Source organism: Streptomyces sp. NPDC051219 (genome assembly GCF_040682335.1).
In the GTDB taxonomy this organism is placed as follows: domain Bacteria; phylum Actinomycetota; class Actinomycetes; order Streptomycetales; family Streptomycetaceae; genus Streptomyces.
This window is the reverse complement of record NZ_JBFBAS010000027.1, coordinates 35,807-62,108: the sequence shown is the minus strand read 5'-3', so window position 1 is coordinate 62,108 and position 26,302 is coordinate 35,807. Positions and strand designations below refer to the sequence as shown.

The 26,302-nt window shown below is 69.7% G+C and carries 25 protein-coding genes and 3 pseudogenes; 12 read left to right on the top strand and 16 right to left on the bottom strand.

Annotation, left to right across the window (positions count from 1 at the left end):
* Positions 1 to 12 precede the first annotated feature (12 nt).
* Both ppdK and dusB read right to left on the bottom strand, forming a co-directional pair.
* A complete protein-coding gene (gene ppdK, locus AB0M62_RS25975; protein ID WP_366076702.1) occupies positions 13 to 2,748 on the bottom strand; it encodes a pyruvate, phosphate dikinase in 2,736 nt (911 codons plus the stop codon).
* A gap of 399 nt (positions 2,749 to 3,147) precedes the next feature.
* Entirely contained in the window at positions 3,148 to 4,299 is a 1,152-nt protein-coding gene (dusB, locus tag AB0M62_RS25970) for a tRNA dihydrouridine synthase DusB (RefSeq protein ID WP_366076701.1), read from the bottom strand.
* Between the two features lie 52 nt (positions 4,300 to 4,351).
* On the opposite strand from dusB, the gene AB0M62_RS25965 reads away from it, so the two are divergent.
* Entirely contained in the window at positions 4,352 to 5,812 is a 1,461-nt protein-coding gene (locus tag AB0M62_RS25965) for an MFS transporter (protein ID WP_366076700.1), read from the top strand.
* A 63-nt stretch (positions 5,813 to 5,875) separates the two neighbouring features.
* Here AB0M62_RS25965 and AB0M62_RS25960 read toward each other — a convergent pair whose 3' ends face one another.
* The 3 genes from AB0M62_RS25960 to AB0M62_RS25950 form a co-directional block, all read right to left on the bottom strand.
* Positions 5,876 to 6,094, bottom strand: coding sequence for a DUF6243 family protein (locus AB0M62_RS25960; RefSeq protein ID WP_366076699.1), 219 nt, complete (start codon positions 6,092 to 6,094; stop codon positions 5,876 to 5,878).
* Positions 6,095 to 6,327: 233 nt separating this feature from the next.
* The gene (locus AB0M62_RS25955) at positions 6,328 to 6,534 is read right to left on the bottom strand and encodes a hypothetical protein (RefSeq protein WP_366076698.1); all 207 of its coding nucleotides are present in this window, start codon (positions 6,532 to 6,534) and stop codon (positions 6,328 to 6,330) included.
* 131 nt (positions 6,535 to 6,665) lie between these two features.
* A complete protein-coding gene (locus AB0M62_RS25950; protein WP_366076697.1) occupies positions 6,666 to 8,048 on the bottom strand; it encodes a glycine--tRNA ligase in 1,383 nt (460 codons plus the stop codon).
* Between the two features lie 153 nt (positions 8,049 to 8,201).
* Here AB0M62_RS25950 and AB0M62_RS25945 point away from each other — a divergent pair, with 153 nt between their 5' ends.
* The 4 genes from AB0M62_RS25945 (at position 8,202) to AB0M62_RS25930 (ending at position 11,381) form a co-directional block, all read left to right on the top strand.
* Positions 8,202 to 9,170, top strand: a complete 969-nt coding sequence (locus AB0M62_RS25945; protein WP_366076696.1) for a metal ABC transporter substrate-binding protein — start codon at positions 8,202 to 8,204, stop codon at positions 9,168 to 9,170.
* Between the two features lie 32 nt (positions 9,171 to 9,202).
* Positions 9,203 to 9,988 carry a metal ABC transporter ATP-binding protein gene (locus AB0M62_RS25940; RefSeq protein ID WP_366076695.1) on the top strand — a complete coding sequence of 262 codons (786 nt, stop codon included), beginning with the start codon at positions 9,203 to 9,205 and terminating at the stop codon, positions 9,986 to 9,988.
* Positions 9,988 to 10,881, top strand: coding sequence for a metal ABC transporter permease (locus AB0M62_RS25935; protein ID WP_366076694.1), 894 nt, complete (start codon positions 9,988 to 9,990; stop codon positions 10,879 to 10,881). The genes AB0M62_RS25940 and AB0M62_RS25935 overlap by 1 nt, the downstream gene beginning before the upstream one ends.
* 62 nt (positions 10,882 to 10,943) lie before the next feature.
* Positions 10,944 to 11,381, top strand: a complete 438-nt coding sequence (locus tag AB0M62_RS25930; RefSeq protein WP_366076693.1) for a transcriptional repressor — start codon at positions 10,944 to 10,946, stop codon at positions 11,379 to 11,381.
* 134 nt (positions 11,382 to 11,515) lie between these two features.
* On the opposite strand, the gene AB0M62_RS25925 is transcribed toward AB0M62_RS25930, so the two are convergent.
* From AB0M62_RS25925 to AB0M62_RS25900, 6 genes and pseudogenes are all read right to left on the bottom strand, one after another.
* Positions 11,516 to 12,343: an isoprenyl transferase gene (locus AB0M62_RS25925; protein WP_366076692.1), complete on the bottom strand. Its 828-nt coding sequence runs from the start codon at positions 12,341 to 12,343 to the stop codon at positions 11,516 to 11,518.
* A gap of 50 nt (positions 12,344 to 12,393) precedes the next feature.
* Complete coding sequence (gene recO / locus AB0M62_RS25920; protein WP_366076691.1) at positions 12,394 to 13,140, bottom strand: DNA repair protein RecO; 747 nt, start codon at positions 13,138 to 13,140, stop codon at positions 12,394 to 12,396.
* A 433-nt stretch (positions 13,141 to 13,573) separates the two neighbouring features.
* The gene (locus AB0M62_RS25915; RefSeq protein WP_366076690.1) at positions 13,574 to 14,191 is read right to left on the bottom strand and encodes an NAD(P)H-dependent oxidoreductase; all 618 of its coding nucleotides are present in this window, start codon (positions 14,189 to 14,191) and stop codon (positions 13,574 to 13,576) included.
* A gap of 88 nt (positions 14,192 to 14,279) precedes the next feature.
* Positions 14,280 to 14,928 (bottom strand): annotated as a pseudogene (locus AB0M62_RS25910) (aldo/keto reductase).
* A gap of 218 nt (positions 14,929 to 15,146) precedes the next feature.
* A complete protein-coding gene (locus tag AB0M62_RS25905; RefSeq protein WP_366076740.1) occupies positions 15,147 to 15,362 on the bottom strand; it encodes a hypothetical protein in 216 nt (71 codons plus the stop codon).
* Positions 15,359 to 15,574 (bottom strand): hypothetical protein, encoded by a 216-nt coding sequence (locus AB0M62_RS25900; RefSeq protein WP_366076689.1) that lies wholly within the window; start codon positions 15,572 to 15,574, stop codon positions 15,359 to 15,361. The genes AB0M62_RS25905 and AB0M62_RS25900 overlap by 4 nt, the downstream gene beginning before the upstream one ends.
* Positions 15,575 to 15,655: 81 nt before the next feature.
* Between AB0M62_RS25900 and AB0M62_RS25895 the strand changes: the two genes are divergently transcribed.
* Positions 15,656 to 16,489 (top strand): helix-turn-helix transcriptional regulator, encoded by an 834-nt coding sequence (locus AB0M62_RS25895; protein ID WP_366076687.1) that lies wholly within the window; start codon positions 15,656 to 15,658, stop codon positions 16,487 to 16,489.
* Positions 16,471 to 16,665, top strand: a complete 195-nt coding sequence (locus AB0M62_RS25890; RefSeq protein WP_366076686.1) for a DUF397 domain-containing protein — start codon at positions 16,471 to 16,473, stop codon at positions 16,663 to 16,665. Before AB0M62_RS25895 ends, AB0M62_RS25890 begins: the two co-directional genes overlap by 19 nt.
* On the opposite strand, the gene AB0M62_RS25885 is transcribed toward AB0M62_RS25890, so the two are convergent.
* The 4 genes and pseudogenes from AB0M62_RS25885 to leuA all read right to left on the bottom strand — a co-directional run bounded on the left by AB0M62_RS25885 (position 16,655) and on the right by leuA (position 20,908).
* On the bottom strand, positions 16,655 to 17,320 hold the full coding sequence (locus tag AB0M62_RS25885; RefSeq protein ID WP_366076685.1) for a response regulator transcription factor: 666 nt from the start codon (positions 17,318 to 17,320) through the stop codon (positions 16,655 to 16,657). The genes AB0M62_RS25890 and AB0M62_RS25885 overlap by 11 nt on opposite strands.
* Positions 17,317 to 17,910: pseudogene (locus AB0M62_RS25880) on the bottom strand (ATP-binding protein); the annotation flags it as partial. The gene AB0M62_RS25885 and the pseudogene AB0M62_RS25880, both read right to left, overlap by 4 nt.
* A gap of 293 nt (positions 17,911 to 18,203) precedes the next feature.
* Positions 18,204 to 18,920: a TerB family tellurite resistance protein gene (locus AB0M62_RS25875; protein ID WP_366076684.1), complete on the bottom strand. Its 717-nt coding sequence runs from the start codon at positions 18,918 to 18,920 to the stop codon at positions 18,204 to 18,206.
* Between the two features lie 227 nt (positions 18,921 to 19,147).
* Entirely contained in the window at positions 19,148 to 20,908 is a 1,761-nt protein-coding gene (gene leuA, locus AB0M62_RS25870; RefSeq protein WP_366076683.1) for a 2-isopropylmalate synthase, read from the bottom strand.
* Between the two features lie 296 nt (positions 20,909 to 21,204).
* On the opposite strand from leuA, the gene AB0M62_RS25865 reads away from it, so the two are divergent.
* The 5 genes and pseudogenes from AB0M62_RS25865 to AB0M62_RS25845 form a co-directional block, all read left to right on the top strand.
* Positions 21,205 to 22,284, top strand: a complete 1,080-nt coding sequence (locus tag AB0M62_RS25865; RefSeq protein ID WP_366076682.1) for a M4 family metallopeptidase — start codon at positions 21,205 to 21,207, stop codon at positions 22,282 to 22,284.
* A 10-nt stretch (positions 22,285 to 22,294) separates the two neighbouring features.
* A complete protein-coding gene (locus tag AB0M62_RS25860; protein ID WP_366076681.1) occupies positions 22,295 to 22,561 on the top strand; it encodes a protealysin inhibitor emfourin in 267 nt (88 codons plus the stop codon).
* Positions 22,562 to 22,590: 29 nt separating this feature from the next.
* A complete protein-coding gene (locus AB0M62_RS25855; RefSeq protein WP_366076680.1) occupies positions 22,591 to 23,406 on the top strand; it encodes a GNAT family N-acetyltransferase in 816 nt (271 codons plus the stop codon).
* Positions 23,407 to 23,646: 240 nt separating this feature from the next.
* Positions 23,647 to 25,014: a GH1 family beta-glucosidase gene (locus tag AB0M62_RS25850; protein ID WP_366076679.1), complete on the top strand. Its 1,368-nt coding sequence runs from the start codon at positions 23,647 to 23,649 to the stop codon at positions 25,012 to 25,014.
* 57 nt (positions 25,015 to 25,071) lie between these two features.
* Positions 25,072 to 25,263 (top strand): annotated as a pseudogene (locus AB0M62_RS25845) (MFS transporter); the annotation flags it as partial.
* Between the two features lie 73 nt (positions 25,264 to 25,336).
* Here AB0M62_RS25845 and era read toward each other — a convergent pair.
* Positions 25,337 to 26,290, bottom strand: coding sequence for a GTPase Era (gene era, locus AB0M62_RS25840; RefSeq protein ID WP_366076678.1), 954 nt, complete (start codon positions 26,288 to 26,290; stop codon positions 25,337 to 25,339).
* Positions 26,291 to 26,302: the final 12 nt, after the last annotated feature.

Here is a 26,302-nt window from a genome sequence, read left to right as displayed (position 1 = left end):
AGCGGGTCCGGTTCAGCGGCTGTCGCTGCCCTTCGACTCCGCGGCCGCACGCCCCGCTTCCAGTCGGGCCACCGGGATGCGGAACGGCGAGCAGGAGACGTAGTCCAGGCCCACCTCGTGGAAGAAGTGCACCGACTCCGGGTCGCCGCCGTGCTCACCGCAGACGCCGAGCTTGAGGTCGGGGCGGGTCGCCCGGCCGGCCTGGACCGCGCTGCGTACGAGTGAGCCGACGCCGTCCTTGTCGATGGTCTCGAACGGGGAGACTCCGAAGATCCCCTTCTCCAGGTATGCGGTGAAGAAGCTCGCCTCGACGTCGTCGCGGGAGAAGCCCCACACGGTCTGGGTGAGGTCATTCGTACCGAACGAGAAGAACTCCGCAGCCTCGGCGATCTGACCGGCGGTCAGCGCGGCGCGCGGCAGCTCGATCATCGTGCCGATGGTCAGCCTGAGTTCGGTGCCGGTGGCGGCCTCGACCTCGGCGATGACCTGGTCGGCCTCTTCGCGGACGATCTCCAGCTCCTGGACCGTGCCCACCAGCGGAATCATGATCTCCGCACGCGGGTCGCCCTTGGCGTTCTTGCGCTCGGCCGCGGCCTCGGCGATCGCCCGTACCTGCATGGCGAACAGGCCGGGGATGACCAGGCCGAGGCGTACACCGCGCAGGCCCAGCATCGGGTTCTGCTCGTGCAGCTTGTGTACGGCCTGGAGCAGCCGCAGGTCGTTCTCGTTCGCGTCCTTGCGGGACTCGGCGAGGGCGACCCGGACCGACAGCTCGGTGATGTCGGGCAGGAACTCGTGCAGCGGCGGGTCGAGCAGCCGGACGGTGACGGGCAGCCCGTCCATTGCCTCGAACAGCTCGATGAAGTCCTTCTTCTGCAGCGGAAGCAGGGCGCCGAGGGCCTGGTCGCGCTCGTCCTCCGTGTCGGCCAGGATGAGCCGCTCGACCATCTCACGGCGTTCACCGAGGAACATGTGCTCGGTGCGGCACAGGCCGATGCCCTGGGCGCCGAATCGGCGAGCGCGCAGGGCGTCCTCGGCGTTGTCGGCGTTGGCGCGTACGCGCAGTCGGCGCACCCGGTCGGCGTACGCCATGATCCGGTGCACGGCGGCGACCAGCTCGTCCGCGTCGTCGGCACCCGCGTGCATCCGGCCCTCGAAGTACTCGACGACCGGGGACGGCACGACCGGGACCTCACCGACGTACACCTTGCCGGTGGAGCCGTCGATGGAGACGACGTCGCCCTCTTCGATCACGATGCCGCCCGGCGCGGTCATCCGGCGCCGCTTGGTGTCGACCTCGAGCTCCTCGGCGCCGCAGACACAGGTCTTGCCCATGCCGCGCGCGACGACGGCGGCGTGCGAGGTCTTGCCGCCCCGGGAGGTCAGGATGCCCTCGGCGGCGATCATGCCGTTGAGGTCGTCGGGGTTGGTCTCACGGCGGATGAGGATGACCTTTTCGCCGGAACGGGACCACTTGACCGCGGTGTACGAGTCGAAGACGGCCTTGCCGACCGCGGCGCCCGGTGAGGCGGCGATACCGCGGCCGATCTTCTCGGCCTTGGCCGACTCGTCGAAGCGCGGGAACATAAGCTGCGCGAGCTGAGCGCCGTTGACGCGCTGCAGCGCCTCGGCCTCGTCGATGAGGCCCTGGTCGACGAGCTGCGTGGCGATCCGGAAGGCGGCACCGGCGGTGCGCTTGCCGACACGGGTCTGGAGCATCCACAGCTGGCCGCGTTCGATGGTGAACTCGATGTCGCACAGGTCCTTGTAGTGCGTCTCGAGCGTTTCCATGATCTGCATCAGCTGGTCGTACGACGCCTTGTCGATGCTCTCGAGCTCGGCGAGCGGGACCGTGTTGCGGATACCGGCGACGACGTCCTCGCCCTGCGCGTTCTGCAGGTAGTCGCCGTACACGCCCTGGTGACCGCTGGCGGGGTCGCGGGTGAAGGCGACGCCCGTCCCGGAGTCGGGACCGAGGTTGCCGAAGACCATGGAGCAGATGTTGACCGCGGTGCCGAGGTCGCCGGGGATGCGCTCCTGACGGCGGTAGAGCTTGGCGCGGTCGGTGTTCCACGAGTCGAAGACCGCGCGGACGGCGAGGTCCATCTGCTCACGCGGGTCCTGCGGGAACTCGCGGCCGGCCTCGCGGGAGACGGTCTTCTTGAAGTTCTTGACGAGCTTCTTGAGGTCGGCGGCCTCGAGGTCGACGTCGCTGATGACGCCCTTGGCCTGCTTGGCCTCCTCGAGCGCGTCCTCGAAGAGCTCGCCGTCGACGCCGAGCACGGTCTTGCCGAACATCTGGATGAGGCGCCGGTAGGAGTCCCAAGCGAACCGCTCGTCGCCGGCCTGGTTGGCGAGACCCGCCACGGACTCGTCGGAGAGCCCGATGTTGAGAACGGTGTCCATCATGCCGGGCATCGAGAACTTGGCGCCGGAGCGGACGGAGACGAGCAGCGGGTCGTCGGCCTGGCCGAGGTTCTTGCCCATCTTCTGCTCCAGCGCGGCGAGGTGCGCACTCACCTCGTCGCGCAGCGCGGCCGGCTCCTCACCGCTGTCGAGGTAGACCTTGCACGCCTCGGTGGTGATGGTGAAGCCGGGGGGAACCGGCAGACCGAGGTTGGTCATCTCGGCGAGGTTCGCGCCCTTCCCGCCGAGGAGGTCCTTGAGGTCCCTGTTGCCCTCAGTGAAGTCGTACACGAACTTCTGGGGCTCGGGCTGGGATACGTGGGGATCTTTGTTTTCCGACACGGGATCTCGACTCCTCGAGCGACGGCTGCCCTGACGGCGAGGAACATACCCAGATCGAAGGCGCCTGGGTACGTCCACTTGGCCGTCATACGGCTGTAACCACTCGTCCGCCACCAGATCGAAAGTGACTGACGCGTAGCGGATCTCCGCCACTCCCGTATAACTCCTGAACGCAATATGACACAACGCAACACCAGGGCCGTTGACGACCACACAGAGCGACTGTTCAGGTGATCTGTTGAACGCGCAAAGGGTGGCACTGAGTGCCACCCTTTGAGAGGTGCAGCCGGACTCAAGTTGCTCATCTGAGCGCCACCCCTATCAAGGGTGGCGAGAATCACGCCGCTCGGCGGGCCCGAATTCCAGGATCCGGACCCCCTGACCATGCCCTTGGCGCCCCTAACCGCCCGAGGTGTCCAGTTCCGCATCCGCACTCACACCCGCACAGTCGTAGGGGTCCTTGAGCCAACCGTCCGGGAGGACGACCCGGTTGTTGCCCGACGTACGGCCACGCGGGCCTTCCGCTCCCAGCGGCCAGGACTGATCCAGATCGAGCTCGCTCAGATGAGCGTCCATCTCGGCGAGCGAGGAGGTGATCGCAAGCTTCTTGCGCATCTCCGAACCGACCGAGAAGCCCTTGAGGTACCAGGCCACGTGCTTGCGGAAGTCGATCACTCCGCGAGCCTCGTCGCCGATCCACTCTCCCAGCAGCTCCGCGTGCCGCCGCATGACGACCGCGACCTCCTTCAGGGTGGGGGTGGCGTAGGTACCCGTGCCCTCGAAGGCGGCCACCAGATCACCGAAGAGCCAGGGCCGGCCCAGGCAGCCGCGTCCCACGACCACTCCGTCACAACCCGTCTCACGCATCATCCGCAGCGCGTCGTCCGCCGACCAGATGTCTCCGTTGCCGAGCACCGGAATCTCAGGGACGTGCTCCTTGAGCCGCGCGATGGCGTCCCAGTCCGCCGTACCGCCGTAGTGCTGGGCCGCCGTCCGGCCGTGCAGCGCGATCGCCGTGACGCCCTCCTCGACCGCGATCCGGCCGGCGTCGAGGTAGGTGATGTGGTCGTCGTCGATGCCCTTGCGCATCTTCATCGTCACCGGCAGGTCACCGGCGCCCGCGACCGCCTCCCGCAGGATCGAGCGCAGCAGGTTCCGCTTGTAGGGAAGGGCCGAGCCACCGCCCTTGCGGGTGACCTTGGGCACGGGACAGCCGAAGTTCAGGTCGATGTGGTCGGCCAGGTCCTCGTCCACGATCATGCGCGCGGCCTTGCCGACGGTGGCGGGGTCGACTCCGTACAGCTGAATCGAGCGCGGCTTCTCGCTCTTGTCGAAGTGGATCAGCTGCATGGTCTTCTCGTTGCGCTCGACCAGCGCCCTCGTCGTGATCATCTCGCTCACGAACAGGCCCTTACCGCCGGAGAACTCGCGGCAGAGGGTACGAAATGGCGCATTGGTGATGCCGGCCATGGGAGCAAGCACGACGGGCGGCTGCACGGGGTGGGGGCCGATCGAGAGCATCGTGGACGGGATCGTGGACGGGGTGGTCATTGACCCATTGTCGCGCACGGCGGCGGTGGCGAGTTGAACGTACGATGCGTGCATGCCCGAGACAGGCCCTCGCAGGCGGCTGCTCGTGCTGGCGATCTGCTGTATGAGCCTGCTGATCGTCAGCCTCGACAACACGGTTCTCAATGTTGCCCTCCCGTCCATGCGGAACGAGCTGGGCGCGAGCGTCGCGGGCATGCAGTGGACCCTCGACGCGTACACCCTGGTCCTGGCCTCGCTGCTGATGCTGGCCGGCTCGACCGCCGACCGGATCGGCCGCCGCAGGGTCTTCAAAGCGGGTCTCGTCCTCTTCACGCTCGGCTCGCTGCTCTGCTCACTCGCGCCCACCCTCGAATCGCTCGTCGTCTTCCGCATGGTGCAGGCGGTCGGCGGTGCGATGCTCAACCCCGTGGCGATGTCGATCATCACGAACACGTTCACGGAGCCGCGCGAGCGCGCCCGCGCCATCGGCGTATGGGGCGGGGTCGTCGGCATCTCCATGGCCGCCGGCCCGGTGATCGGCGGGCTCCTGGTGGACAGTGTCGGCTGGCGCTCCATCTTCTGGATCAACCTGCCGGTGGGGCTGGCCGCGCTGCTGCTCACCATCCGGTACGTGCCGGAGTCGCGCGCCCCGAAGCCGCGCCGCGCCGACCCGGTCGGGCAGCTGCTGGTCATCGCCCTGCTCGGCTCACTCACCTACGCGATCATCGAGGTACCCTCGGCCGGCTGGACCTCGCCGCTGATCCTCGGTTGCGCAGGGACGGCTGTGCTCGCCCTGGCCGGCCTGCTCCTGTACGAGCCGAGGCGCGCCGAACCGCTGATCGATCTGCGTTTCTTCCACAGCGCACCGTTCAGTGGCGCGACGGTCCTCGCGGTGTGCGCTTTCGCCGCGCTGAGCGGCTTCCTCTTCCTGAACACCCTCTACCTGCAGGACGTCCGCGGACTCTCGGCGCTGCGCGCCGGACTGTTCATGCTCCCGATGGCGGCCATGACGTTCGTCTGCGCGCCGCTGTCGGGCCGCCTGGTCGGCAGCCGGGGGCCGCGGCTCTCCCTGCTGGTGGCCGGGGTGACGATGGCAGGAAGCGGGCTGCTCTTCGCCGCGTTCGAGGCGGAGTCCTCCGACACCCTGATGTTCACCGGGTACGTACTGTTCGGCCTCGGATTCGGCATGGTGAACGCGCCGATCACCAACACCGCCGTCTCCGGGATGCCGCGCGCACAGGCCGGGGTAGCCGCAGCCGTCGCCTCCACCAGCAGGCAGATCGGCGGCACGCTGGGCGTGGCCGTGATCGGCGCGGTGCTTGCGGCGGGAGTGCAGAGCGCACCGTCGTACACGGCGGGGTTCGTCGAGGCGAGCCGGCCCGCCTGGTGGATCATCACGGGCTGCGGTCTGGCCGTACTCGTGGCAGGGGCGCTGACCAGCGGGCCCTGGGCGCAGGAGACCGCGCGACGCACGGCGGCCCGCCTGGCGGAGGTACCGGCCGACGACAGGGCACCGTCCTCCAGCCACGCATGAGGCCCGGGACCACAAGAACGGGAGTTCAGGTGGTCCGGGCCTTTGCGTGTGTGCCGGGGACGGTCAGTCCTGAGCGGCGGTCTCGCCGTCGGTGGCGTCGTCGGTGGCGCCGTTCTGGTTGGCCTCCGCCCGCTCGCGCATCTTGCGCAGCAGCTCCTGCTTCTGGTCGGCGGCCGTCTTGCGGTCCGCGTTACGCGCGGGACCGTTGCCCAGCTGGTCGGCGCGGGACACCTTCTTGCGCTGTCCGCCGACGCCGAGAAGGTTGTTGCGGCTTTTTGCCACGGGGTTCTCCCGAAGTGATGAGAAGTGATCTGCGGAATCGTCTGGTGAGGGGCGGGCCGTGACCGCCACGCCCTCTCACTCGTAGATCTGGAAGAACATGCCCGTGACGCTACCACCGGCGGGCCTTCGCGGTTCACGCATTTCGACTGGGGTGCGGCAGGCCGCCACGCCGGCCTCTCCGACTGGGCCGGAGCTCATCCGCCGGGCCGGCCTCCGGGGACCGCGGGCCCCGCCTAGGACTGCTGGGGATCCACCGTCGCCTGGTGTGCCTCGGCGAGGTGCTCCTCGGCCTTCAGCCAGGGCAGGAACTGCGCGCTCTTGCGCCAGCCGCAGGTGTCGCAGGTCAGCGACTTCTGGATGCCCGCCTTCTGCACCCGCACGACATGCTCGCGGCCATGCTGGTCCCATCTGCTGACTCTGCTGGTGGTCATGGACGGCATCTGTGCCTCCTGGAGACGATGGGCCACAGTCTGCTGCACAGCCCGACCGCCCCTCAGCCGATTCCCGGAAGGCGAAAGCCCCCGGGTCCGCCCAGCGGCTCCGGGGGCTTTCGCCCTGACGTCTACGGGTGTCAGCAGCCGAGGAGGCGGCCACCCAGGTAGGACTGGATCTGGTCCAGGGAGACGCGCTCCTGCTTCATGGTGTCGCGCTCACGCACGGTCACCGCGTCGTCGTCGAGGGTGTCGAAGTCGACGGTGACGCAGAACGGCGTACCGATCTCGTCCTGGCGGCGGTAGCGGCGGCCGATGGCACCGGCGTCGTCGAACTCGATGTTCCAGTTCTTGCGCAGGTCGGCCGCCAGGCCCTTGGCCTTCGGGGAGAGCTGCGGGTTGCGGGACAGCGGCAGGACCGCGACCTTGACCGGGGCCAGCCGCGGGTCGAGGCGCATCACGGTGCGCTTCTCCATGACGCCCTTGGCGTTCGGGGCCTCGTCCTCGATGTACGCGTCGAGCATGAAGGCCAGCATGGCGCGGTTGACGCCGGCCGCCGGCTCGATGACGTACGGAGTCCAGCGCTCGCCGGCCTCCTGGTCGAAGTAGGACAGGTCCTGGCCGGAGGCCGCGGAGTGCGCCTTGAGGTCGAAGTCGGTGCGGTTGGCCACACCCTCGAGCTCGGAGAACTCATTGCCGCCGAAGTTGAAGCGGTACTCGATGTCGGCGGTGCGCTTCGAGTAGTGGGAGAGCTTCTCCTTCGGGTGCTCGTACCAGCGGATGTTCTCCTCGCGGATGCCGAGGTCGCGGTACCAGTTCCAGCGCTGCTCCATCCAGTACTCGTGCCACTGCTCGTCCTCGCCGGGCTTGACGAAGAACTCCATCTCCATCTGCTCGAACTCGCGGGTACGGAAGATGAAGTTGCCGGGAGTGATCTCGTTGCGGAAGGACTTGCCCATCTGGGCGATACCGAAGGGCGGCTTCTTGCGCGACGTCTGCTGCACGGCGGCGAAGTTGGTGAAGATGCCCTGCGCGGTCTCGGGGCGCAGGTAGGCGCGCGAGCCGGTGTCCTGCGTCGGGCCGAGGTGCGTCTCGAGCATGCCGGAGAACTGCTTGGGCTCGGTGAAATGGCCCTTGGTGCCGCAGTGCGGGCAGTTGATGTCGGCGAGGCCGTTGGCCGGCTCCCTGCCGTGCTTGGCCTCGTACGCCTCGATCAGGTGGTCCGCGCGGTGCCGCTTGTGACACGCGGTGCACTCGGTCAGCGGGTCGGAGAAGGTCGCGACATGGCCGGAGGCCTCCCAGACCTCGGGAGCCAGGATCACCGACGAGTCAAGGCCGACCACGTCCTCGCGCGACGTGACCATGGCGCGCCACCACTGGCGCTTGATGTTCTCCTTGAGCTCCACACCCAGTGGTCCGTAGTCCCAGGCGGCACGCTGACCGCCGTAGATCTCGCTGCACGGGTAGACGAAGCCACGGCGCTTGCTCAGGCTGACGATGGTCTCGATCTTGTCGGCGGCCACGGTGCTCTCTTCATTACGACGGCGAACGGCGAATGCTTCAGATTACCGGCGCCCGCACCCCCCTTATCAAATCGGTCCGCGTTCGAGCGGGAGGCAGGTGCCGAGTTGGACGATTGTTGACAATCGTTTCCAGTTTTGTTGAAAATGAGTGTCATGAACGTACGACGCCTCATACCCGCTGCCGCCATCGCCGGATCCGTGACCCTCGGCATGGTGGCCCTGTCAGCCTGCTCCTCCTCCAGTGCGACAGGCAAGGACAGCGGGAAGCTCGACGTCGTGGCGTCGTTCTACCCGATGCAGTTCCTGGCCGAGGAGATCGGCGGTGACCACGTCGCCGTGAGCACCCTCACCAAGCCGGGCGTCGAGCCCCACGACCTCGAGATCACCCCGCAGCAGACCGCGGAGGTCGGCGAGGCCGACATGGTCCTCTACCTCAAGAGCCTCCAGCCCGCGGTCGACAAGACCGTCGAGCAGGCCGGCGTGAAGCACACCGTCGATGCCGCGACCCTCACCGAGCTCGAAGCGCACGGCGCCGGGGACGCGGAAGAGGAGCACGCCGGGGACGAACACGCCGGAGAGGAACACAGCCACGACGAGGCGGGTGCCGACCCGCACGTATGGCTGGACCCGGCGAAGTACGCCGAGGTCGCCGCCGGCGTCGGCAAGGCCATGGAGAAGGCCGACCCGGACCACGCCGCGGACTACAAGAAGAACACCGACGCGCTGGTCGGCAAGCTCACCGCCCTGGACACCGAGTTCAAGGACGGCCTGAAGAACACGACCAGGAAGACCTTCATCACCACCCACTCCGCCTTCGGCCACCTCGCCGAGCGCTACGGACTGGACCAGGAGGGCATCTCCGGTCTCGACCCCGAGTCCGAGCCCAGCCCGGCCCGGATGAAGGAGCTCCAGAAGGTCGCCGAGCAGGAGAAGGTCACCACCGTCTTCTTCGAAACGCTCGCCAGCGACAAGACCGCGAAGACGCTCGCCGCGGACACCGGGCTGAAGACGGACGTACTCGACCCGCTCGAGGGAATCACCGACAAGTCCCAGGGCGATGACTACTTCGGCGTCATGCGGGCCAACCTGGCGAACCTGCAGAAGGCGCTCGGCGCGAAGTGAGTTCAGCGACAGCAGCATCGGAGGCGCGAGCCATGACAGCGAAGAGCCTGCAGGACCAGCCCGTCATATCCCTGCGCGGAGGCACAGCCTCGCTCGGCTCGCGTCCCGTGCTGCGCGGGATCGACCTCACCGTGCACCACGGTGAGGTCGTCGCGCTGCTCGGCGCCAACGGCTCCGGCAAGTCCACCGCCGTACGCGCCGTAGTGGGACAGGTCCCGCTCTCCGGCGGTGAGCTGTCCCTCTTCGGTACCGACCACAGGCGCTTCCGGGACTGGTCGCGCATCGGCTATGTACCCCAGCGCACCACCGCCGCGAGCGGAGTGCCGGCCACCGTGCGCGAGGTCGTCTCCGCCGGGCGGCTGGCCCGGACGAAGCTCGGGCTGCTGCGGAAGGCCGACCGGGCCGCCGTCGACCGGGCGCTGGAGCTCGTCGGTATGCGGGACCGGGCCAAGGACTCCGTGAACGCGCTCTCCGGCGGCCAGCACCAGCGGGTACTGATAGCCCGGGCGCTCGCCGTCGAACCCGAACTCCTGATCATGGACGAGCCGATGGCAGGGGTCGACCTGGCCAGCCAGGAGGTCCTCGCGGGCACCCTGCGCGAGCAGGTCACGGCCGGTGTCACCGTGCTGCTCGTCCTGCACGAACTCGGCGCGCTCGAACCGCTCATCGACCGCGCCGTCGTGCTGCGCGACGGCTGCGTCGTGCACGACGGGCCGCCCCCGGAGGCGGTCGGCCAGCACGCGCTGCCCGGCCACGACCACGTACACCCGCACGAGGCGCAACACGCCGAGCCGATCCGGACGGGGCTGCTGACCTGATGGACATCCTGAACTACGACTTCATGCAGCGGGCGCTCCTCGCCGCACTGCTCGTCGGCCTCACCGCCCCCGCCATCGGCACGTATCTCGTCCAGCGCCGCCAGGCGGTCATGGGCGACGGTATCGGCCACGTCGCCATGACCGGCGTAGCCCTCGGCTTTCTGCTGAACACCAGCCCGGTGTGGATGGCCACGCTGATCGCCGTCCTCGGTGCCGTCGGCATGGAGATGATCCGCTCACGCGGGAAGACCAGCGGTGACATCGCGCTCGCCATGCTCTTCTACGGCGGCCTGGCCGGCGGCGTGATGATCATCAACCTGGCGCCGGGCGGTTCCACCGCGAACCTCACCAGTTACCTCTTCGGCTCGATCACCACCGTCTCGACCGAGGACGTCACGGCCGTGGTCCTCCTCGCCGCATTCGTGATCGCGGTCACGCTGGGGTTGCGCAAGCAGCTGTTCGCCGTCTGCCAGGACGAGGAGTTCGCCCGGGTGACCGGCCTCCCGGTCCGGCTGCTCAACTTGCTCGTCGCGGTCACCGCCGCGGTCACCGTCACGGTCGCCATGCGCATCGTCGGTCTGCTGCTGGTCAGCGCGATGATGGTGATACCGGTCGCGGCGGCCCAGCGTGTCACCCGTGGCTTCGCCGCGACGCTGGGCCTCGCCATGGGGATCGGCGTCGCGGTCGCCGTGAGCGGGACTGTCACGACGTTCTACGTGGACGCCCCGTCCGGAGCCGCCATCGTGCTGATGGCCATCGGTGTCTTCCTGGTTCTGTCCGTTGCCTCGACACCCCTGGCCAGGAAACGCGCCCGCGCCGCACAGGCAGCGGAGGCGGAATGCACCCTGGACATGCCCGGTTCACGTCGTCCTCACGACGATGTGAAGGTCTGACCACGGCATCGGGCACGTGCCGCCTGGCACAATGACCCGACAGCTGATGTGAGGAGGCACCTGTGGCGACTGCGCCTGGCGAAATGAACACAGCGCCAGTACGAGGACGATCCACCCGGCAGCGTGCCGCTGTGGCGGCGGCGCTCGACGAGGTGGACGAGTTCCGCAGTGCCCAGGAGCTGCACGACATGCTCAAGCACCGCGGCGACTCGGTGGGGCTGACCACCGTCTACCGGACGCTTCAGTCCCTCGCCGACGCGGGCGAGGTCGATGTACTGCGCACCAGTGAAGGCGAGGCCGTCTACCGGCGCTGTTCTTCCGGTGAGCACCATCATCACCTGGTGTGCCGGATGTGCGGCAAGGCGGTCGAGGTCGAGGGCCCGGCGGTGGAGAAGTGGGCCGAGGCGATCGCCGCGGACCACGGTTTCGTGAACGTCGCCCACACGGTGGAGGTCTTCGGCACCTGCGCGGAGTGTGCGGCGGGGGCCACGAAGAACTGACGTGCAGGGGGTCTCGTCCCCCGGCCGGCGCGCGAACAGCAATCGGCGGTGTCCCGCCCGCACCTGCGGGCGGGACACCGCCTCCGCGTTCAGGCCCGGCCGCAACTCCCCCTGCGGCTCGGTGGCCGGCCGGGTCAGACGGCCGAACCCCGGGCCTCCACCTCGTTCGGCAGCGCCCCGCCGAAGCGCCGGTCGCGCTGCGCGAACTCCAGGCAGGCCCGCCACAGGTCGCGGCGGTCGAAGTCCGGCCACAGCACGTCCTGGAAGACCATCTCCGCGTACGCGCTCTGCCAGATCAGGTAGTTGGACGTGCGCTGCTCACCGCTCGGGCGGACGAAGAGGTCCACGTCCGGCATGTCCGGGTAGTACAGGTACTTGGCGAAGGTCTTCTCGTTGACCTTGGCCGGGTCGAGCCTGCCCGCCGCGATGTCACGCCCTATCGCGGCCGCCGCGTCGGCGATCTCGGCGCGGCCGCCGTAGTTGACGCAGAAGTACAGCGTCATCGCGTCGTTGTCCTTCGTCTGCTCCTGGGCGACCTGGAGCTCCTGGACCACCGACTTCCACAGCTTGGGCATCCGGCCGGTCCACCGGATGCGGATGCCCAGTTCGTCCATCTGGTCGCGGCGGCGGCGGATCACGTCGCGGTTGAAGTTCATCAGGAACCGGACCTCGTCGGGCGAGCGCTTCCAGTTCTCGGTGGAGAACGCGTACAGCGAGAGGTTCTTGACGCCCATCTCCAGACAGCCGTTGAGCACGTCGAGCACGACGGACTCACCGACCTTGTGGCCCTCGGTGCGCGGCAGGCCGCGCTCCTTGGCCCACCGGCCGTTGCCGTCCATGACGACCGCGACATGCTTGGGCACCAGCTCGCCCGGGATCCTCGGCGGGCGCGCACCGGAGGGGTGCGGGTCGGGTGTCTTGTACTCGCGGCGAGGGCGCCCCAGAATCCCGCGTCGTGCCATGCGGTTCACATCTCCGATCTCGACTACTTCGCTTGCCGGCTTACCCGGTCCTACTTCTCGACGTACCTGAGCGAGCGCAGCCCGCGTTCCAAGTGCCAGTGGAGATAGGCGGACACCAGCCCACTGCCCTCCCGGACGTGCCGCGGCTCACACGCGTCCGCCGTCGCCCAGTCCCCCGTCAGCAGCGCGCTGAGCAGGCCGATTGCCTCCGCAGAGGGTACGACGCTTCCGGCCACCCGGCAGTCGGCACAGATGACACCCCCGGCCGCGACCGAGAAGAAACGGTTCGGCCCGTGCATGCCGCACCTGGCGCAGTCGTCGAAGCTGGGCGCGTAGCCGTTGACGGCGAGCGAGCGCAGCAGGAAGGCGTCCAGGATGAGGTTCGGCTCGTGCTCGGCGCGGGCGAGGGTGCGCAGCGCGCCGACGAGCAGTAGGTACTGCTGCACGGCGGGCTCGCCCTCGTGGTCGGTGAACCGCTCGGCGGTCTCCAGCATCGCGGTGCCGGCGGTGTAGCGGGCGTAGTCGGTGACGATTCCGCCACCGTACGGAGCGATGGTCTCACTCTGCGTGAACAGCGGCAGCCCGCGCCCGACGAGTTCGCTGCCGCGCGCGAAGAACTGCACGTCGACGTGCGAGAACGGCTCCAGCCGCGCGCCGAACTTCGACTTGGTCCGCCGCACCCCGCGCGCGACGGCCCGCACGCGTCCGTGGCCCCGCGTGAGGATCGTGATGATGCGGTCCGCTTCCCCCAGCTTCTGGGTACGCAGCACTATGCCGTCGTCGCGGAAGAGACTCATAGGGCCCATTGTCGCGTACGCGGACCGGGCCCCAGGCCCCGGAGGAGGGACCCTGACGCCCGCCGGCCTCTCGCCGCCGCGCCGGCACCGCTCGCTGCCGGGCACCCCGGTACGCCGCCTCCGAGCGGACGGATCGGCGGCCGTCCACGACTCTGGGGTTGAGCGCCCGCGGTACGCGCGCCACCGAACCGCGCCCCGGCGGACCCGCATCCGACAGGAAGTCGCGGGAGGACCCCACGACCGAACCGGCAACGTCACACGACGGACCCATAGATGTCGAAGGCCGGGCACATCGTGCTGCCGCTCCGGCATCCGCTGCACTCCGCGAAGGCGGCCGCCTCGCCCCGGCCGCTCCGCCGCGAGAGAGCAGGAGCCGCGCTCCGCAGTCCGGCCCGAGGTGTGACCCCTGTCGGACCGGCAGCGGCAGTGCCGGTCACGTTCCGCCCAGGACGCTGCCGTGGAGCCGTCCCTCCGCGTAGTCGCAGGTGCCCTGGGCCCGGAACTGCAGCGCCGCCCGCGTCACCTCCGCACCGAGCCCGTGCAGCTGTTCCGCGACCACCGGGTCGTTGAGGTTCCCTTCGGCGTCGAACACCTGCGTCGACCACGGGACGGCCAGGACGAGCGGAACGGACCAGCCGCGCAGCGCCCGGACGATAAACTCCATCGCGCTGATCGCCTGCAGGCCCTGCACCCCTCCGACGGTGCTCATCATCCCGACAGGCTTGTTGCTGAGGTAGGGCGGGTCGCGGTCGGCGAGGAGCGCCAGCCAGTCCACCGCGTTCTTGAACGCGCCGCTGACCGACCCGTGGTACGTCGGGCTGCTCCACAGCAGGGCGTCGGCCCCATGGATGGTCTCGGCGAGAAATCGGGCGGCGGGTGGCGCCCCGTGCTCGGCCGCGTAGAACGGCAGATCCAGCCGGCTGAGGGCGATCACCTCCGTGTCGGCGCCCGCGGCGGCCGCCCCCTCGATCGCCACTCGCAGCGCGGCGAGGCTCGTCGAGGGAGTCCGCAATGAGCCGCCCATGCCGACGACTAGTACCGGGTGAGCCATCGTGGTCCACCCCTTCCGGTGATGTCGGGTTGCTCGCCGTCCGGCTCCGCCGGCTGCCGGACCACGAGAGGGACGCGGGGTCTGAGGGTCACAGCACCTCCAGCGGTACGGGCCCGCTGGGCGGCGGAAACGCCTCGTCGAGGACAGCGAGCGGCTGGGGAGACAGCCGGAGGTCCGCCGCCTCACGGTTCTCCCGGACGTGATCGGGCCTTCCGGAGCGCGGGATCGCGGCCACGCCCTGTTCCAGCACCCACGCCAGTGCCACTTGGCTTGGAGTGGCCGCCAAGTGCTGGACCACGGCCTGCAGGGCCTCTGCACGCAGCAGCCGCCCCTGCTCGATGGGCGAGCACGCCATGACGGTCACGCCGTTCTCGCGGCACCAGGGCAGCAGGTCCCACTCGATGCCGCGCCGGGTGAGGCTGCAGAGCACCTGGTCGAGGGCCACCGCGTGGCCACCGGGCAGGGAGATCAGCTCGGCCATGCCGGCAACGTCCAGATTACTCACGCCTCACGGCGCCCGTCGATGGCTTCCCCGACGAGTTCCTCAGCGGCGCCGTCCCCGTACATCTCCGCCGTGTCGACGACGGCCATGCCAGCAGGTCGAGGCCCATCCGCAGGGCGGCGATCTCCTGGTCACGCCGGCCGGGGTCCTCGCCGAGATACCAGGTGCCCTGCCCGAGCGCCGGGATCTCCTCCCCCGGGGGCAGCGGGACTGTTCGTATCACTGACGTCGTCATGCCTGCCTCCCGGCAGCTGGGCCCGTCCGCCGCACGCCCGGGCCGAACCGCAGCGCGGGCTCCGGCGTCGGTCCCACCCGCCTCCTGCGTCCGGCGCGCTCTGCCCGTCGGGCGGCACGGGGACGGCGCACGGCTTCTTCAGGCCATCACCCCGGGCACAGGCGTGCAACTCCGCGTGTTTGATCTCCGCCGCAGCCCCCGGAACGGCGCCGCGTGTCTCACGGCATCTCGCCGCGGCTGCGGGCATTCACGTACGCCGTCACCGCGCGCAGCCGCTCGGCCGCCGTGGCCTCCCGGACCGCGTCCGGTACGCAGTCCCACTCCCGGCCCCCGCCGATCGGCCGGAGCTGTACGTACGGCCCCACGTGACCCATGACCGTGCCCAGCCTCCCCGTACGGGTGTCGACCGCGTACGACCCCACGGCGGCGTTCACGCCTCCCCCGGAAGCGCTGCGGCCAGCAGCAGCGCCGTTTCGGCGGTGCAGCGGCCCAGTTCGACAAGCGCGGGCCGGTCGGCCGCGTCGGCGTACGAGAGCGGGTCGACTCCGATGGAGGGAAGGACGACGCCCGCACGGGCGAGCGCGGCCCGCAATTCGGCGACGGCTGATTCGGCGGTCTCCAGCTTTCGCCCATTCCTGTTCTTCATGCCTCCAACGTCGGCATTTCTCCCTACCATCGACAGGGGTGCAGGCACTACAACTGCGCGGCAGCACGGAGGAGTTAACCCATGGGGAATGGTTCGCGGCAGGCCGCTTGGGAATTCTTCGGAGCCGAGCTGAAACAGAGGCGTGAGGCCGCCGGCTTCACGCAGGCCGAGCTGGGAGTCAGGGTCTTCGTATCGGGCGGCTACATCGGCCAGTTCGAGCAGGCGATCAGGAAGCCGCAGCTCGACGTGGCGGAACGGATCGACGAGGTCCTGCAAACCGACGGTATTTTCGAGCGGATGTGCCGGAAGCTCATCAACGACTCGCGATACGCGGAGTATTTTGCGGCCGTCGCCGAACTGGAGGCGCTCGCGCGGAAGATTTGCATGTTCGCGCCTACGGTGGTGCCGGGCCTGTTGCAAAGGGCTGAATACGCACGGGCGGTCACGGTCGCAGCCAACCCGTTCGTCGACGACGCGTACGTTGAGGAGAAGGTATCCGCCCGGCTGGAGCGTGCGCGCATCCTGGAAGGCCCTACAAGGCCGGAGTATTGGGCCATCCTTCATGAGAACGTGCTACGCGTCCCCGTGGGCAGTCCGGCCGGTATGGCCCGGCAACTGGCGCACATCGCCGCCCTCGGGCGCGAGCGAAGGGTACTGGTGACGGTGGTCCCTTGTGCAGCAGGCGCCCACGCCTCCATGGCCGGCATGCTGCAACTCATGGAGTTCGAGGACGCCCCGCCAACCGCCTATACGGAAACGTCATTTGCAGGGAATCTGGTCGACGATCCGGCAGTGGTGAAGCGTGCACAGCGCGCCTACGATCTGCTCAGGGTGGCCGCGTTGTCGCCGGAGGCTTCCCTGGCCCTGCTGGAATCGGCGGCTGAGGACTACAGACGATGTACGAGTACGACCTGAGAGCCGCCCACTGGCGCAAGAGCACCTACAGCAACGGCGAAGGCGGCGAATGCATCGAGGTCGCCTACGACTTCCCCGGCGTCGTCCCCGTCCGGGACAGCAAGAACCCCCACGGCCCCGCCCTGGTCGTCAGTGCCAAGGCCTGGGCTTCCTTCATCGCGGGCATCAAGGGCTGAGTTCGCCAGGGGTCACCAGCCCGGACTCGTACGCGATGATCACCAGCTGAGCACGGTCGCGCGCGCCGAGTTTGCCCATGATCCGGCTGACATGGGTCTTCGCGGTGAGCGGGCTCAGCCCCAGCGCCTCCGCGATCTCCGTGTTGTTGAGCCCGCGCGCGACGAGGCCCAGCACCTGGCGCTCGCGGTCCGAGAGCCCGTCCGGGCCTCCTGCCACCGGGACCTCCGGGCTGCGCAGTACGCGGGCGATCAGGCGGGCCGTCGGGCCCGGGGAGAGCAGGGACTCGCCCGCGGCCACCGTTCTGATGGCGCCCAGGAGTTCGGCGGGCTTCGTGTCCTTGACCAGGAAGCCCGACGCGCCCGCGCGCAGCGCCTCGACCACGTGCTCGTCGGTGTCGTAGGTGGTGAGGACCAGCACTTTCACCCCGGCCAGGTCCTCGTCCGCCGCGATCAGCCGCGTCGCCTCGATGCCGTCCAGTTCCGGCATGCGGATGTCCATGACGACGAGATCGGCCCGCTCGGAACGGGCCAGTTCGACCGCCTCGAGCCCGGTCCCCGCCTGCGCGACGACCTCCATGTCACGGGCCGACTCGACGAGCATGGCGAACGCGGCCCGTACAAGCGTCTGGTCGTCGGCAAGCAGTACGCGGATCATGGCGTGGCCTCCTGGTCGTGGAACGGCAACAGCGCCGAGACCTCGAAGCCACCGCCGGGGCGGGGCCCCGCGACCAGTGTGCCGCCGGCGCTGCGCGCGCGTTCACGCATGCCGATAATTCCGAAGCCGGGTCCCACGAGTTGGGGGCCCTGCCCGTCGTCGCTGACCATGACGTGCAGCGCGTTTCCGCGTGGTTCCACCGTCACCCGGACCGTGACCCCGGGGCCGCCGTGCCGGACCGCGTTGGTCAGGGACTCCTGCACGATCCGGTACGCGGCGGAGCCGGTCGCCGGGGCGAAGCGGTCCTCGGGCGTACGCACGGCCAGGTTCACCTTGGCCCCGGCCGCCTCGGCGGCGCGTACGAGGCCGGCCAGCGCGGCCAGATCCGGCAGCGGCCCGTCGGTGTCCTGGCCGTCGGCCCGGAGCACCTCCAGCGTCGTACGCAGATCGGCCCGGGCATCCCGGCAGGTGCCGGAGATGTCGTCGAGCGCCCTGGCGACCGCGTCCCGGTCGAGCCGGTCGGGGTCTGCGACCAGGACGTGGGCGGCGACGGAGGACTGGACGCCGATGAGGGTGATGGAGTGAGCGAGGGCGTGATCGCGTTGCACGCCGCCGAGTTCGCCCGCGAAGGGAAGGGCCACCGCGAGGGCGATCGCCCAGACCGCGACCACGAGCCAGGGCAGCGCCCGGCGGCGGCCGCGCGAGCGGGCGTGATCCGGTTCGCGCGTGCGGGCGTGATCCTGTTCCATTGCGGCCCTCATGGCGGGGGCCTCCCCTCCGGTGCGGGTGTCTGGTCCTGTCCAGACTCCCGTCCGAGGGGGGCCGGTTCGTCGCGCCCGCGGCGGACTTCACGGCTACTGCCACGGGCGGTGCGACTCCCCGGTTACTCCCCGGGGAGTACGGGCCGGGCGGCGGCCTGCAACAGCCGGGCCGTGTCGTCGGCGTCCAGTTGCAGCGCGGTCCCCACGGTGGCGAGCACCTCACGCTCGGCCGGGCTGTAGGGGCCGTCGGCGAGGGCGATCCGGGCGCCCTGCAACAGGATCGACTCGCGCCCGGCCGGAGCGAGGTGCGGGGCGAGCGGTTCGAGTGCCTCGTGGAGTTCGATGGCGAGGGCGGCCCCGCACGGCTCGGGTGACGCCTCGTACATCCCGGGCAGCCGTCCGGTGTCCGCGGCCAGTGCCTCGATCAGCATGGTGAGCTGGTCCTCGGTGCAGTCCTCGAACCCGGCGGAGCGCACGGTGAGGACGGCGGCCTCGCGGACCATACGGGAGGACGTGCCGCCCGCGGCGAGGACGGCGAGCGCGACGGTGTGCACGGCGTCGCGGAGCATCGCGGAGAAGCGGTTGGTGGTGGGGTGGTCCAGGGCGTCGGTGCCGAAGTGGGCGTGGCAGGCGGCGCACTCGACGACCGGTCCGGCGCAGCCGCGCGGCAGCAACGGGACGCCGAGGGCGGTCAGGCGCCTGCGTCCGGTACGACGCCTGTAGTTGCGGTCGCCTCCACAGTCGGGGCAGAAGAACTCGCCGTCACCAACGGTGGTCCAGGTGGTACGGATGCCCCAGATGCGCAGTTTTCGGCCGCTTGGGCCCCTGGCTGGCAGCACGTTCCACCTCCGTAACTCCCCCGTAGCCCTTCGGGCGCGGGGGGTGCCCTCACGGCAACGTTGCCGCGTTGACGTGATGTTAGCCACATCGATGATGTGGCGTCAGCACTGTGGCATCAGGTTCCTCCGTGGGGGCGCGGACATGGCCGAACCCCGCCCCCCGTGATCAGGGGTGCGGGGTCCTGGAGTTGGCCTCGGACGTGCGGGCCGGCGCGGCCGGAGAACCTCTAGCGGCCCGCGCGGTTGACCGCCGAGACGACCGCCTTCAGCGAGGCACGCGTGGTGTTGGCATCGATGCCGATGCCCCACAGGACGCGGCCGTCGATCGCGCACTCGATGTACGAGGCCGCCTGGGCGCTCGCGCCCTCGCTCATCGTGTGTTCGGTGTAGTCCAGCAGGCGGGCGTCCACACCGACCGCCGCCAGCGCGTCGAAGAAGGCCGAAATCGGACCGTTGCCGGTACCGGTCAGCACGGTCTCGGTGCCGTCCACGACCGCCTCGACGGTCAGCGTGTCGGTGCCGTCCTTGTCCGTGATGGTCTGGCCCGAGCGCAGCTGGATCCGGCCCCACGGGTTCTCGGGGTTGGGCAGGTACTCGTCCTGGAAGACGGACCAGATCTGCTTGGGCGTGACCTCGCCGCCCTCGGCGTCGGTCTTGGCCTGGATGATCTTCGAAAACTCGATCTGCATCCGCCGGGGCAGGTCCATCTTGTGGTCGTTCTTCAGGACGTATGCGATACCGCCCTTGCCGGACTGCGAGTTGACGCGGATGACCGCCTCGTAGGAGCGGCCGACGTCCTTGGGGTCGATGGGCAGATACGGAACGGCCCATTCGATGTCGTCGACGGTCCTGCCCCGGGCGGCCGCGTCGGCCTCCATGGCGTCGAAGCCCTTCTTGATGGCGTCCTGGTGGGAGCCGGAGAAGGCGGTGTAGACCAGGTCGCCCGCGTAGGGGTGGCGCGGGTGGACTTCCATCTGGTTGCAGTACTCGCTGGTCCGGCGGATCTCGTCGATCTGCGAGAAGTCGATCTGCGGGTCGACGCCCTGCGAGAACAGGTTCATCCCCAGCGTCACCAGATCGACGTTGCCGGTGCGCTCGCCCTGCCCGAACAGGCAGCCCTCGATACGGTCCGCGCCGGCCATGACCGCCAGCTCGGCGGCGGCGACTGCGGTGCCGCGGTCGTTGTGGGGGTGGACGGACAGGCACACGTACTCGCGGCGCGACAGGTTCCGCGACATCCACTCGAACCGGTCGGCGTGCGTGGACGGCGTCGAACGCTCCACGGTGGCCGGCAGGTTCAGGATGATCTCGCGGCCCTCCTCGGGCTGCCAGACGTCCATGACGGCCTCGCAGACCTCCAGCGCGAAGTCCAGCTCGGTGTCGGTGAAGATCTCCGGGCTGTACTGGTAGCCGAAGGTGGTCTCCGGGCCCAGGATCTTGTCCGCGTACTCCATCACCAGCCGGGTGCCGTCCACGGCGATCTGCTTGACCTGCTCCTTCGTGCCGCGGAAGACGACCCGGCGGAAGGTGGGGGCGGTGGCGTTGTACAGGTGCACGGTGGCGCGGTTGGCGCCGCGCAGCGACTCGACGGTGCGCTCGATCAGCTCTTCGCGGGCCTGGGTCAGGACGGAGATGGTCACGTCCTCGGGGATTGCACCCTCTTCGATGATGGAGCGTACGAAGTTGAAGTCGGTCTCGCCGGAGGACGGGAAGCCGACCTCGATCTCCTTGTAGCCCATGCGCACCAGCAGGTCGAACATCTCGCGCTTGCGGGCGGGCGACATGGGGTCGATCAGTGCCTGGTTGCCGTCGCGCAGGTCGGTGGAGAGCCAGCGGGGCGCCTTGGTAATGCGGTTGTCCGGCCAGGTGCGGTCGGGGATGTCCACGGCGTCGTACTTGCCGTACTTGTGGACCGGCATCCCGGAGGGCTTCTGGGTGTGGGTCGCGGTGGTGACGGGCGTGGGGCGACCGACAGAAATGTCAGACATTGCGTAGGGCTCCTCGTGTGTCCGCTGGGACGGCCGACGGGCGTGATCACCGCAACACCAGACTCCGCGGGGAGGGGGTCGGCCTACGACTACAGGCCCTCGCCGCGGCAGCTAAGGAGAAGCAGCCCGAAACGCATGATGTGCCGCAGCCTAGCCGAGCCGCGCTGTCGGCGCGGGGCCGTATCAGTATGCGGGATCACATGCAGGTAACGGCCAAAATGTGACCTACCACTCTATTTGACTAATCATGGTCGCATCCAGTGACAGAGACGTGACCCGGTGCCACATTGCGGGCCATGACCGATTCACGCTGCTTCCATCCCGTCTTCTGCACGATTGTGCCGCCCCACCTCCTCGACAAGCTGGCCCGGGCCGAAAATCCCGCAGTTGCAGGCCCGGCCCGGCGCACCCTGGTGGCGGACGCCGCCCAGCGCACGAGGCGCCGGCTGACCACCGTCGTGGGCGCCCCGGCGGCCGCCCTGCCTACCGAGGCCGCCGCCGGCCGGCCGCAGCGTTCGATCCACGACGCCGGGCACGGCCGTGACCTGCCCGGCCGCAAAGTGCGCGGGGAGGGGGATGCGCCCGGCCGGGACGCCACTGTCAACCGTGCGTACAACGGTCTCGGCGCGACCTTCGACCTCTTCCTCAAGGCGTACGCGCGCGACTCCATCGACGGCAACGGCCTGCCGCTCGTCGCGACCGTCCACTACGACGAGAACTACGGCAACGCGTTCTGGGACGGCGAGCAGATGGTCTTCGGCGACGGAGACGGCGAGATCTTTCTCGACTTCACCCTGCCCGTGGACGTCATCGGGCACGAGCTGGCCCACGGCGTCACCCAGTACACGGCGAACCTCACCTACTTCGGCCAGCCGGGCGCGCTCAACGAGTCGGTCTCCGATGTCTTCGGTTCGCTGATCAAGCAGTACACGCTGGACCAGACGGCCGCCGAGGCGGACTGGCTGATCGGCGCGGGCCTGCTCGCGGAGAGCGTGAGCGGGGTCGCGCTCCGCTCCATGAAGGCGCCCGGCACGGCGTACGACGACGACGTACTCGGCAAGGACCCGCAGCCCGCGACCATGGACGAGTACGTTCGCACCGGTCGCGACAACGGTGGTGTCCACATCAACTCGGGTATCCCGAACCACGCCTTCTACCTGCTCGCCACGGAGCTCGGCGGCCGGGCCTGGGAGCGGGCCGGGCAGATCTGGTACGACGTGCTGACCGGGGGCGAGCTCCCGGTGGACGCCACCTTCGCCGAGTTCGCCCGTCTCACGCTCGCCGCGGCGCACACCCGCTACGGCGAGGGTGCGGAGCAGGAGGCGCTGCGCAAGGCCTGGTCCCAGGTGGGTGTCCCCCTCGCCGTCGAGGGATAGAAATGGACCCATGCGTATCGAGGTAAGGCGCACCGGAGGTTTCGCCGGCATCGAGCGCCGCGCCGAGGTGGACACCTCGGCGCGGCCCGACGCCCATGAGTGGCATGTCCTGGCCGAGGAGGCGATGGCCGACTGCCGGGACACGCCGCCGGTCGGGGTGCCGGACGGGTTCTCGTACCAGCTCACGGTCGACGGCCGCACGGTGTACTGCGCGGACCCGCGCCTCACGGAGGCGCAGCGGAAGCTGATCACGCGGGTCCTCAAAGAAGGTGCGTGACGGGGGCGCGCGGTGTTTGTATGGCGGCCGTGAATCTTGATCAGCTGGATCAGCTCGAGCGGTTCTACGACGCCGTCCCGCGCGCCGACGCCCGCACCGAGGACTTCGGACCGCTGACCCTCTTCGTACGGGAGGGCCCGGGCTGGCCGTTCTACGCGCGGCCCACGCTCGGGCACCGCCGGGTGGCGAGCGCGGCGGACGTGGACCGCGTTCGCGCGCGGCAGCGGGAGCTGTCCATACCCGAGGCCTTCGAGTGGGTGCACGAGACGACTCCGGGACTGCGCGAGGCGGTCGAGGAGTCGGGACTGACCGTCTACTCGCACCCGCTGATGGTGCTCGCCGATGACGCCCCCGTCCCCGCCGCGGTGCCGTCCGCGTCCGTACGTGTCCTGGCCGCCGATGACCCGGTCCTGCAGGCCGCACTGGCCGTCCCGCACCTGGCCTTCGCCGCGCCGGGCACCGCTGTCGGCCTCGCGGGCCCGGCGGAGCTGGCCGCGGAGGCCCTGGCCCGCGCGGGGGACGGCTCGGTGGAGCAGCTCGCCGGGCGGATCAGGGCCGGACTGACGGTGATGGCCGCGGCGGTGGAGAACGGCGTGGTGCTCTGCTCGGGCCAGCACAACCCGGTCGGCGGCGTCACCGAGATCGTCGGCGTCGGCACCCTCCCCTCCGCCCGCCGCCGGGGCCTGGCACTCGCCGTGACCGCAGCCCTGGCGGCGGACGCGCGGGCGCGGGGCATCACCACGGTGTTCCTGTCGGCGGGCGACGAGGACGTGGCACGTATCTACGCCCGGCTCGGCTTCCGCCCGGTGGCGACGGCGCTGATCGCGGAGCCCGCGGCGGCGTAGGTTCCGTCCCGCGGATCATGAGACCGCCGTACGGGCGTGCCGTCCGGGCGGCACGCGGGAGCGGACGGCGGCGCGGACCTGCGGCCGGCCGGATCACGCGGCCGGCCGGACCTGCGAGAAATGGCAGACGGTGTGGTGCTGGGAATCGGCAGGCATGGCGAATGATCGTAGTCGGACGACCGAGTGCCCCGCCTCAGCAGCCCCTTGACACTGCGTCAGCTCCGTCGCGAGGATCCCGGGATGACCTCGTCCCCGCCGTCCGCCCGGCCGCCGCTGCCGCCCTTCCCCGAAGACTTCCTCTGGGGCGTGTCCACGTCCGCCCACCAGATCGAGGGCGCGGCCGACGAGGAAGGCCGGGCACCCTCGGTCTGGGACGCGTTCACCGCGGAGCCGGGCCGGGTCAAGGACGGCAGTACGGCCGCCGTCGCCACCGACCACTACCGCCGCTACCGCCAGGACGTCGCGCTCGTCGAAGACCTGGGCGTCGGCGCGTACCGCTTCTCGGTCTCCTGGTCCCGGGTGGTCCCGGCCGGCACCGGGCCCGTCAACCGGGCCGGGCTCGACTTCTACGACCGGCTGGTCGACGAGCTGTGCGCGCACGGCGTCCTGCCCGCGCCCACCCTCTTCCACTGGGACACCCCGCTCGCGCTGGAGGAGGGGGGCGGCTGGCTGGTCCGCGACACCGCGTACCGCTTCGCCGAGTACGCGGACGCGGTCGCCGCCCGGCTCGCCGACCGCGTAGGCCTGTGGCTCACCATCAACGAACCGGCCGAAGTGACCCTGCTGGGCTACGCGCTGGGCGAGCACGCCCCGGGCCGCCGACTGCTCTTCGACGCCCTGCCGGCCGCCCACCACCAGCTCCTCGGCCACGGCCTGGCCGTGCAGGCCCTGCGCGCCCGAGGCGCCACGCAGATCGGCATCGCGAACTCCCACAGCCCCGTCCGCGCCGTGTCCCCCGCAGCGGCGGACACGGCGGCCGCGGACTTCTACGACATGCTCACCAACCGGCTGTTCGCCGACCCGGTGCTCCTCGGCCGCTACCCCGACGAAAGCCTCGCGGCCCTGCTGCCTGGCCCTGTCGACGCCGACCTGAAGGTGATCTCCGAGCCGCTGGACCGGTACGGGGTCAACTACTACCAGCCGATGCTGATCGGCGCGCCCGGCACGGGCACCGGCGAGTTCGCAGGCATCGAACTGCCCGCCGAACTCCCCTTTTCGGTCAGGGAGATCGAGGGCAGGCCACGTACCGCCTTCGGCTGGCCGGTCGTCCCCGAGGGCCTGTCCGAGCAGCTCACCCTGCTCCGGCAGCGGTACGGCGACCGGCTGCCGCCCGTGGTCGTCACCGAGAACGGCTGCAGTTACGACGGCGTCGACGACCAGGAGCGGATCACCTACCTCGACGGCCACCTGCGTGCTCTGCACCGGGCGATGGCGGCGGGCGCCGACGTCCGCGGTTACTTCGTCTGGTCCCTGCTCGACAACTTCGAGTGGGCCGAGGGCTATGCACAGCGCTTCGGGCTGGTCCACGTCGACTACGACACGCTCGCTCGTACACCGAAGGCCTCGTACCACTGGCTGCGCGAGGCACTGCGTGGCCTCCGCGACTGAGGACGGTGCCGCCGCCGCCCTGGCGGAGCCCACCGAACGGGTCGGCCCGGGATGGCCGATCCAGATCCTCCCGGTGTGCTGATCCTGACCGCCGTCAACGCGGTGATGCTGCTGGCCACGGTCGTCGTGGCCGGGATCTGGTCGGACCGTACGGGCCGCCGCAAGCCGTTCGTGCTGTGGTCCGGCGTGCTGATCGCCGCCGCCACCGGCCTGCTGGCGTGCTGGCAGACGTGGGCGGGCGCGGTCCTGGTGCACCGCATCCGAGGCGTGGCTTAAGTGACACGCGCCATGGATCCCCTCCGGCAGGCGGTGGCCCGGCCGGTCAGAAGCCGAGCTTGCGCAGCTGCTTCGGGTCCCGCTGCCAGTCCTTGGCCACCTTGACGTGCAGGTCGAGGAAGACGGGGGTGCCGAGCAGGGCCTCGATGTGCTTGCGCGACTTCATCCCGACCTCCTTCAGCCGGGAGCCCTTCGGGCCGATGATGATGCCCTTCTGGCTGGGGCGCTCGATGTAGACGTTCGCGTGGATGTCCAGCAGCGGCTTGTCGGCCGGGCGGTTCTCGCGCGGGAGCATTTCCTCCACGACGACGGCGATGGAGTGCGGCAGCTCGTCCCGTACGCCTTCGAGAGCGGCCTCGCGGATCAGCTCGGCCACCATGACCATCTCGGGCTCGTCGGTGAGGTCACCCTCCGGGTAGAGCGGCGGGCTCTCCGGAAGCAGCGGGGCGATCAGGTCGGCCAGCAGGGAGACCTGCTTGTCGCCGACGGCCGAGACCGGGACGATCTCCGCCCACTCGAAGCCCAGCTCACCGGCGAGCCGGTCGACCGCGATGAGCTGCTCGGCGAGCTGCTTGGAGTCGACGAGGTCGGTCTTGGTGACGATCGCGATCTTGGGGGTCTTCTTGATCCCCGCGAGCTCCTTGGCGATGAACTTGTCACCCGGGCCGAGCTTCTGGTCGGCGGGCAGGCAGAAGCCGATGACGTCGACCTCGGCCCAGGTGGTCCGTACGACATCGTTGAGCCGCTCGCCCAGCAGCGTGCGCGGCTTGTGCAGACCGGGGGTGTCCACGAGCACGAGCTGCGCGTCGGGCCTGTGCACGATGCCGCGCACGGTGTGCCGGGTGGTCTGCGGCCGGTTGGAGGTGATCGCGACCTTCGTCCCCACCAGTGCGTTGGTCAGGGTCGACTTGCCCGCGTTGGGCCGGCCGACGAAGCACGCGAAGCCCGCGCGGTGCGTGGTCGCGTCGGGTCCGGGTGTGGACGAGGAAGGAGCGCTCATGCGCCCTATTCT

Excerpts from the sequence above, each read along its gene's own strand:
- dusB (WP_366076701.1), bottom strand. The coding sequence starts at position 4,299 with ATGACCACCCCGTCCACGATCCCGTCCACGATGCTCTCGATCGGCCCC.
- AB0M62_RS25965 (WP_366076700.1), top strand. The coding sequence starts at position 4,352 with ATGCCCGAGACAGGCCCTCGCAGGCGGCTGCTCGTGCTGGCGATCTGC.
- AB0M62_RS25955 (WP_366076698.1), bottom strand. The coding sequence starts at position 6,534 with ATGCCGTCCATGACCACCAGCAGAGTCAGCAGATGGGACCAGCATGGC.
- AB0M62_RS25945 (WP_366076696.1), top strand. The coding sequence starts at position 8,202 with ATGAACGTACGACGCCTCATACCCGCTGCCGCCATCGCCGGATCCGTG.
- AB0M62_RS25940 (WP_366076695.1), top strand. The coding sequence starts at position 9,203 with ATGACAGCGAAGAGCCTGCAGGACCAGCCCGTCATATCCCTGCGCGGA.
- AB0M62_RS25935 (WP_366076694.1), top strand. The coding sequence starts at position 9,988 with ATGGACATCCTGAACTACGACTTCATGCAGCGGGCGCTCCTCGCCGCA.
- AB0M62_RS25925 (WP_366076692.1), bottom strand. The coding sequence starts at position 12,343 with ATGGCACGACGCGGGATTCTGGGGCGCCCTCGCCGCGAGTACAAGACA.
- recO (WP_366076691.1), bottom strand. The coding sequence starts at position 13,140 with ATGAGTCTCTTCCGCGACGACGGCATAGTGCTGCGTACCCAGAAGCTG.
- AB0M62_RS25915 (WP_366076690.1), bottom strand. The coding sequence starts at position 14,191 with ATGGCTCACCCGGTACTAGTCGTCGGCATGGGCGGCTCATTGCGGACT.
- AB0M62_RS25900 (WP_366076689.1), bottom strand. The coding sequence starts at position 15,574 with ATGAAGAACAGGAATGGGCGAAAGCTGGAGACCGCCGAATCAGCCGTC.
- AB0M62_RS25895 (WP_366076687.1), top strand. The coding sequence starts at position 15,656 with ATGGGGAATGGTTCGCGGCAGGCCGCTTGGGAATTCTTCGGAGCCGAG.
- AB0M62_RS25890 (WP_366076686.1), top strand. The coding sequence starts at position 16,471 with ATGTACGAGTACGACCTGAGAGCCGCCCACTGGCGCAAGAGCACCTAC.
- AB0M62_RS25885 (WP_366076685.1), bottom strand. The coding sequence starts at position 17,320 with ATGATCCGCGTACTGCTTGCCGACGACCAGACGCTTGTACGGGCCGCG.
- leuA (WP_366076683.1), bottom strand. The coding sequence starts at position 20,908 with ATGTCTGACATTTCTGTCGGTCGCCCCACGCCCGTCACCACCGCGACC.
- AB0M62_RS25865 (WP_366076682.1), top strand. The coding sequence starts at position 21,205 with ATGACCGATTCACGCTGCTTCCATCCCGTCTTCTGCACGATTGTGCCG.
- AB0M62_RS25860 (WP_366076681.1), top strand. The coding sequence starts at position 22,295 with ATGCGTATCGAGGTAAGGCGCACCGGAGGTTTCGCCGGCATCGAGCGC.
- AB0M62_RS25850 (WP_366076679.1), top strand. The coding sequence starts at position 23,647 with ATGACCTCGTCCCCGCCGTCCGCCCGGCCGCCGCTGCCGCCCTTCCCC.
- era (WP_366076678.1), bottom strand. The coding sequence starts at position 26,290 with ATGAGCGCTCCTTCCTCGTCCACACCCGGACCCGACGCGACCACGCAC.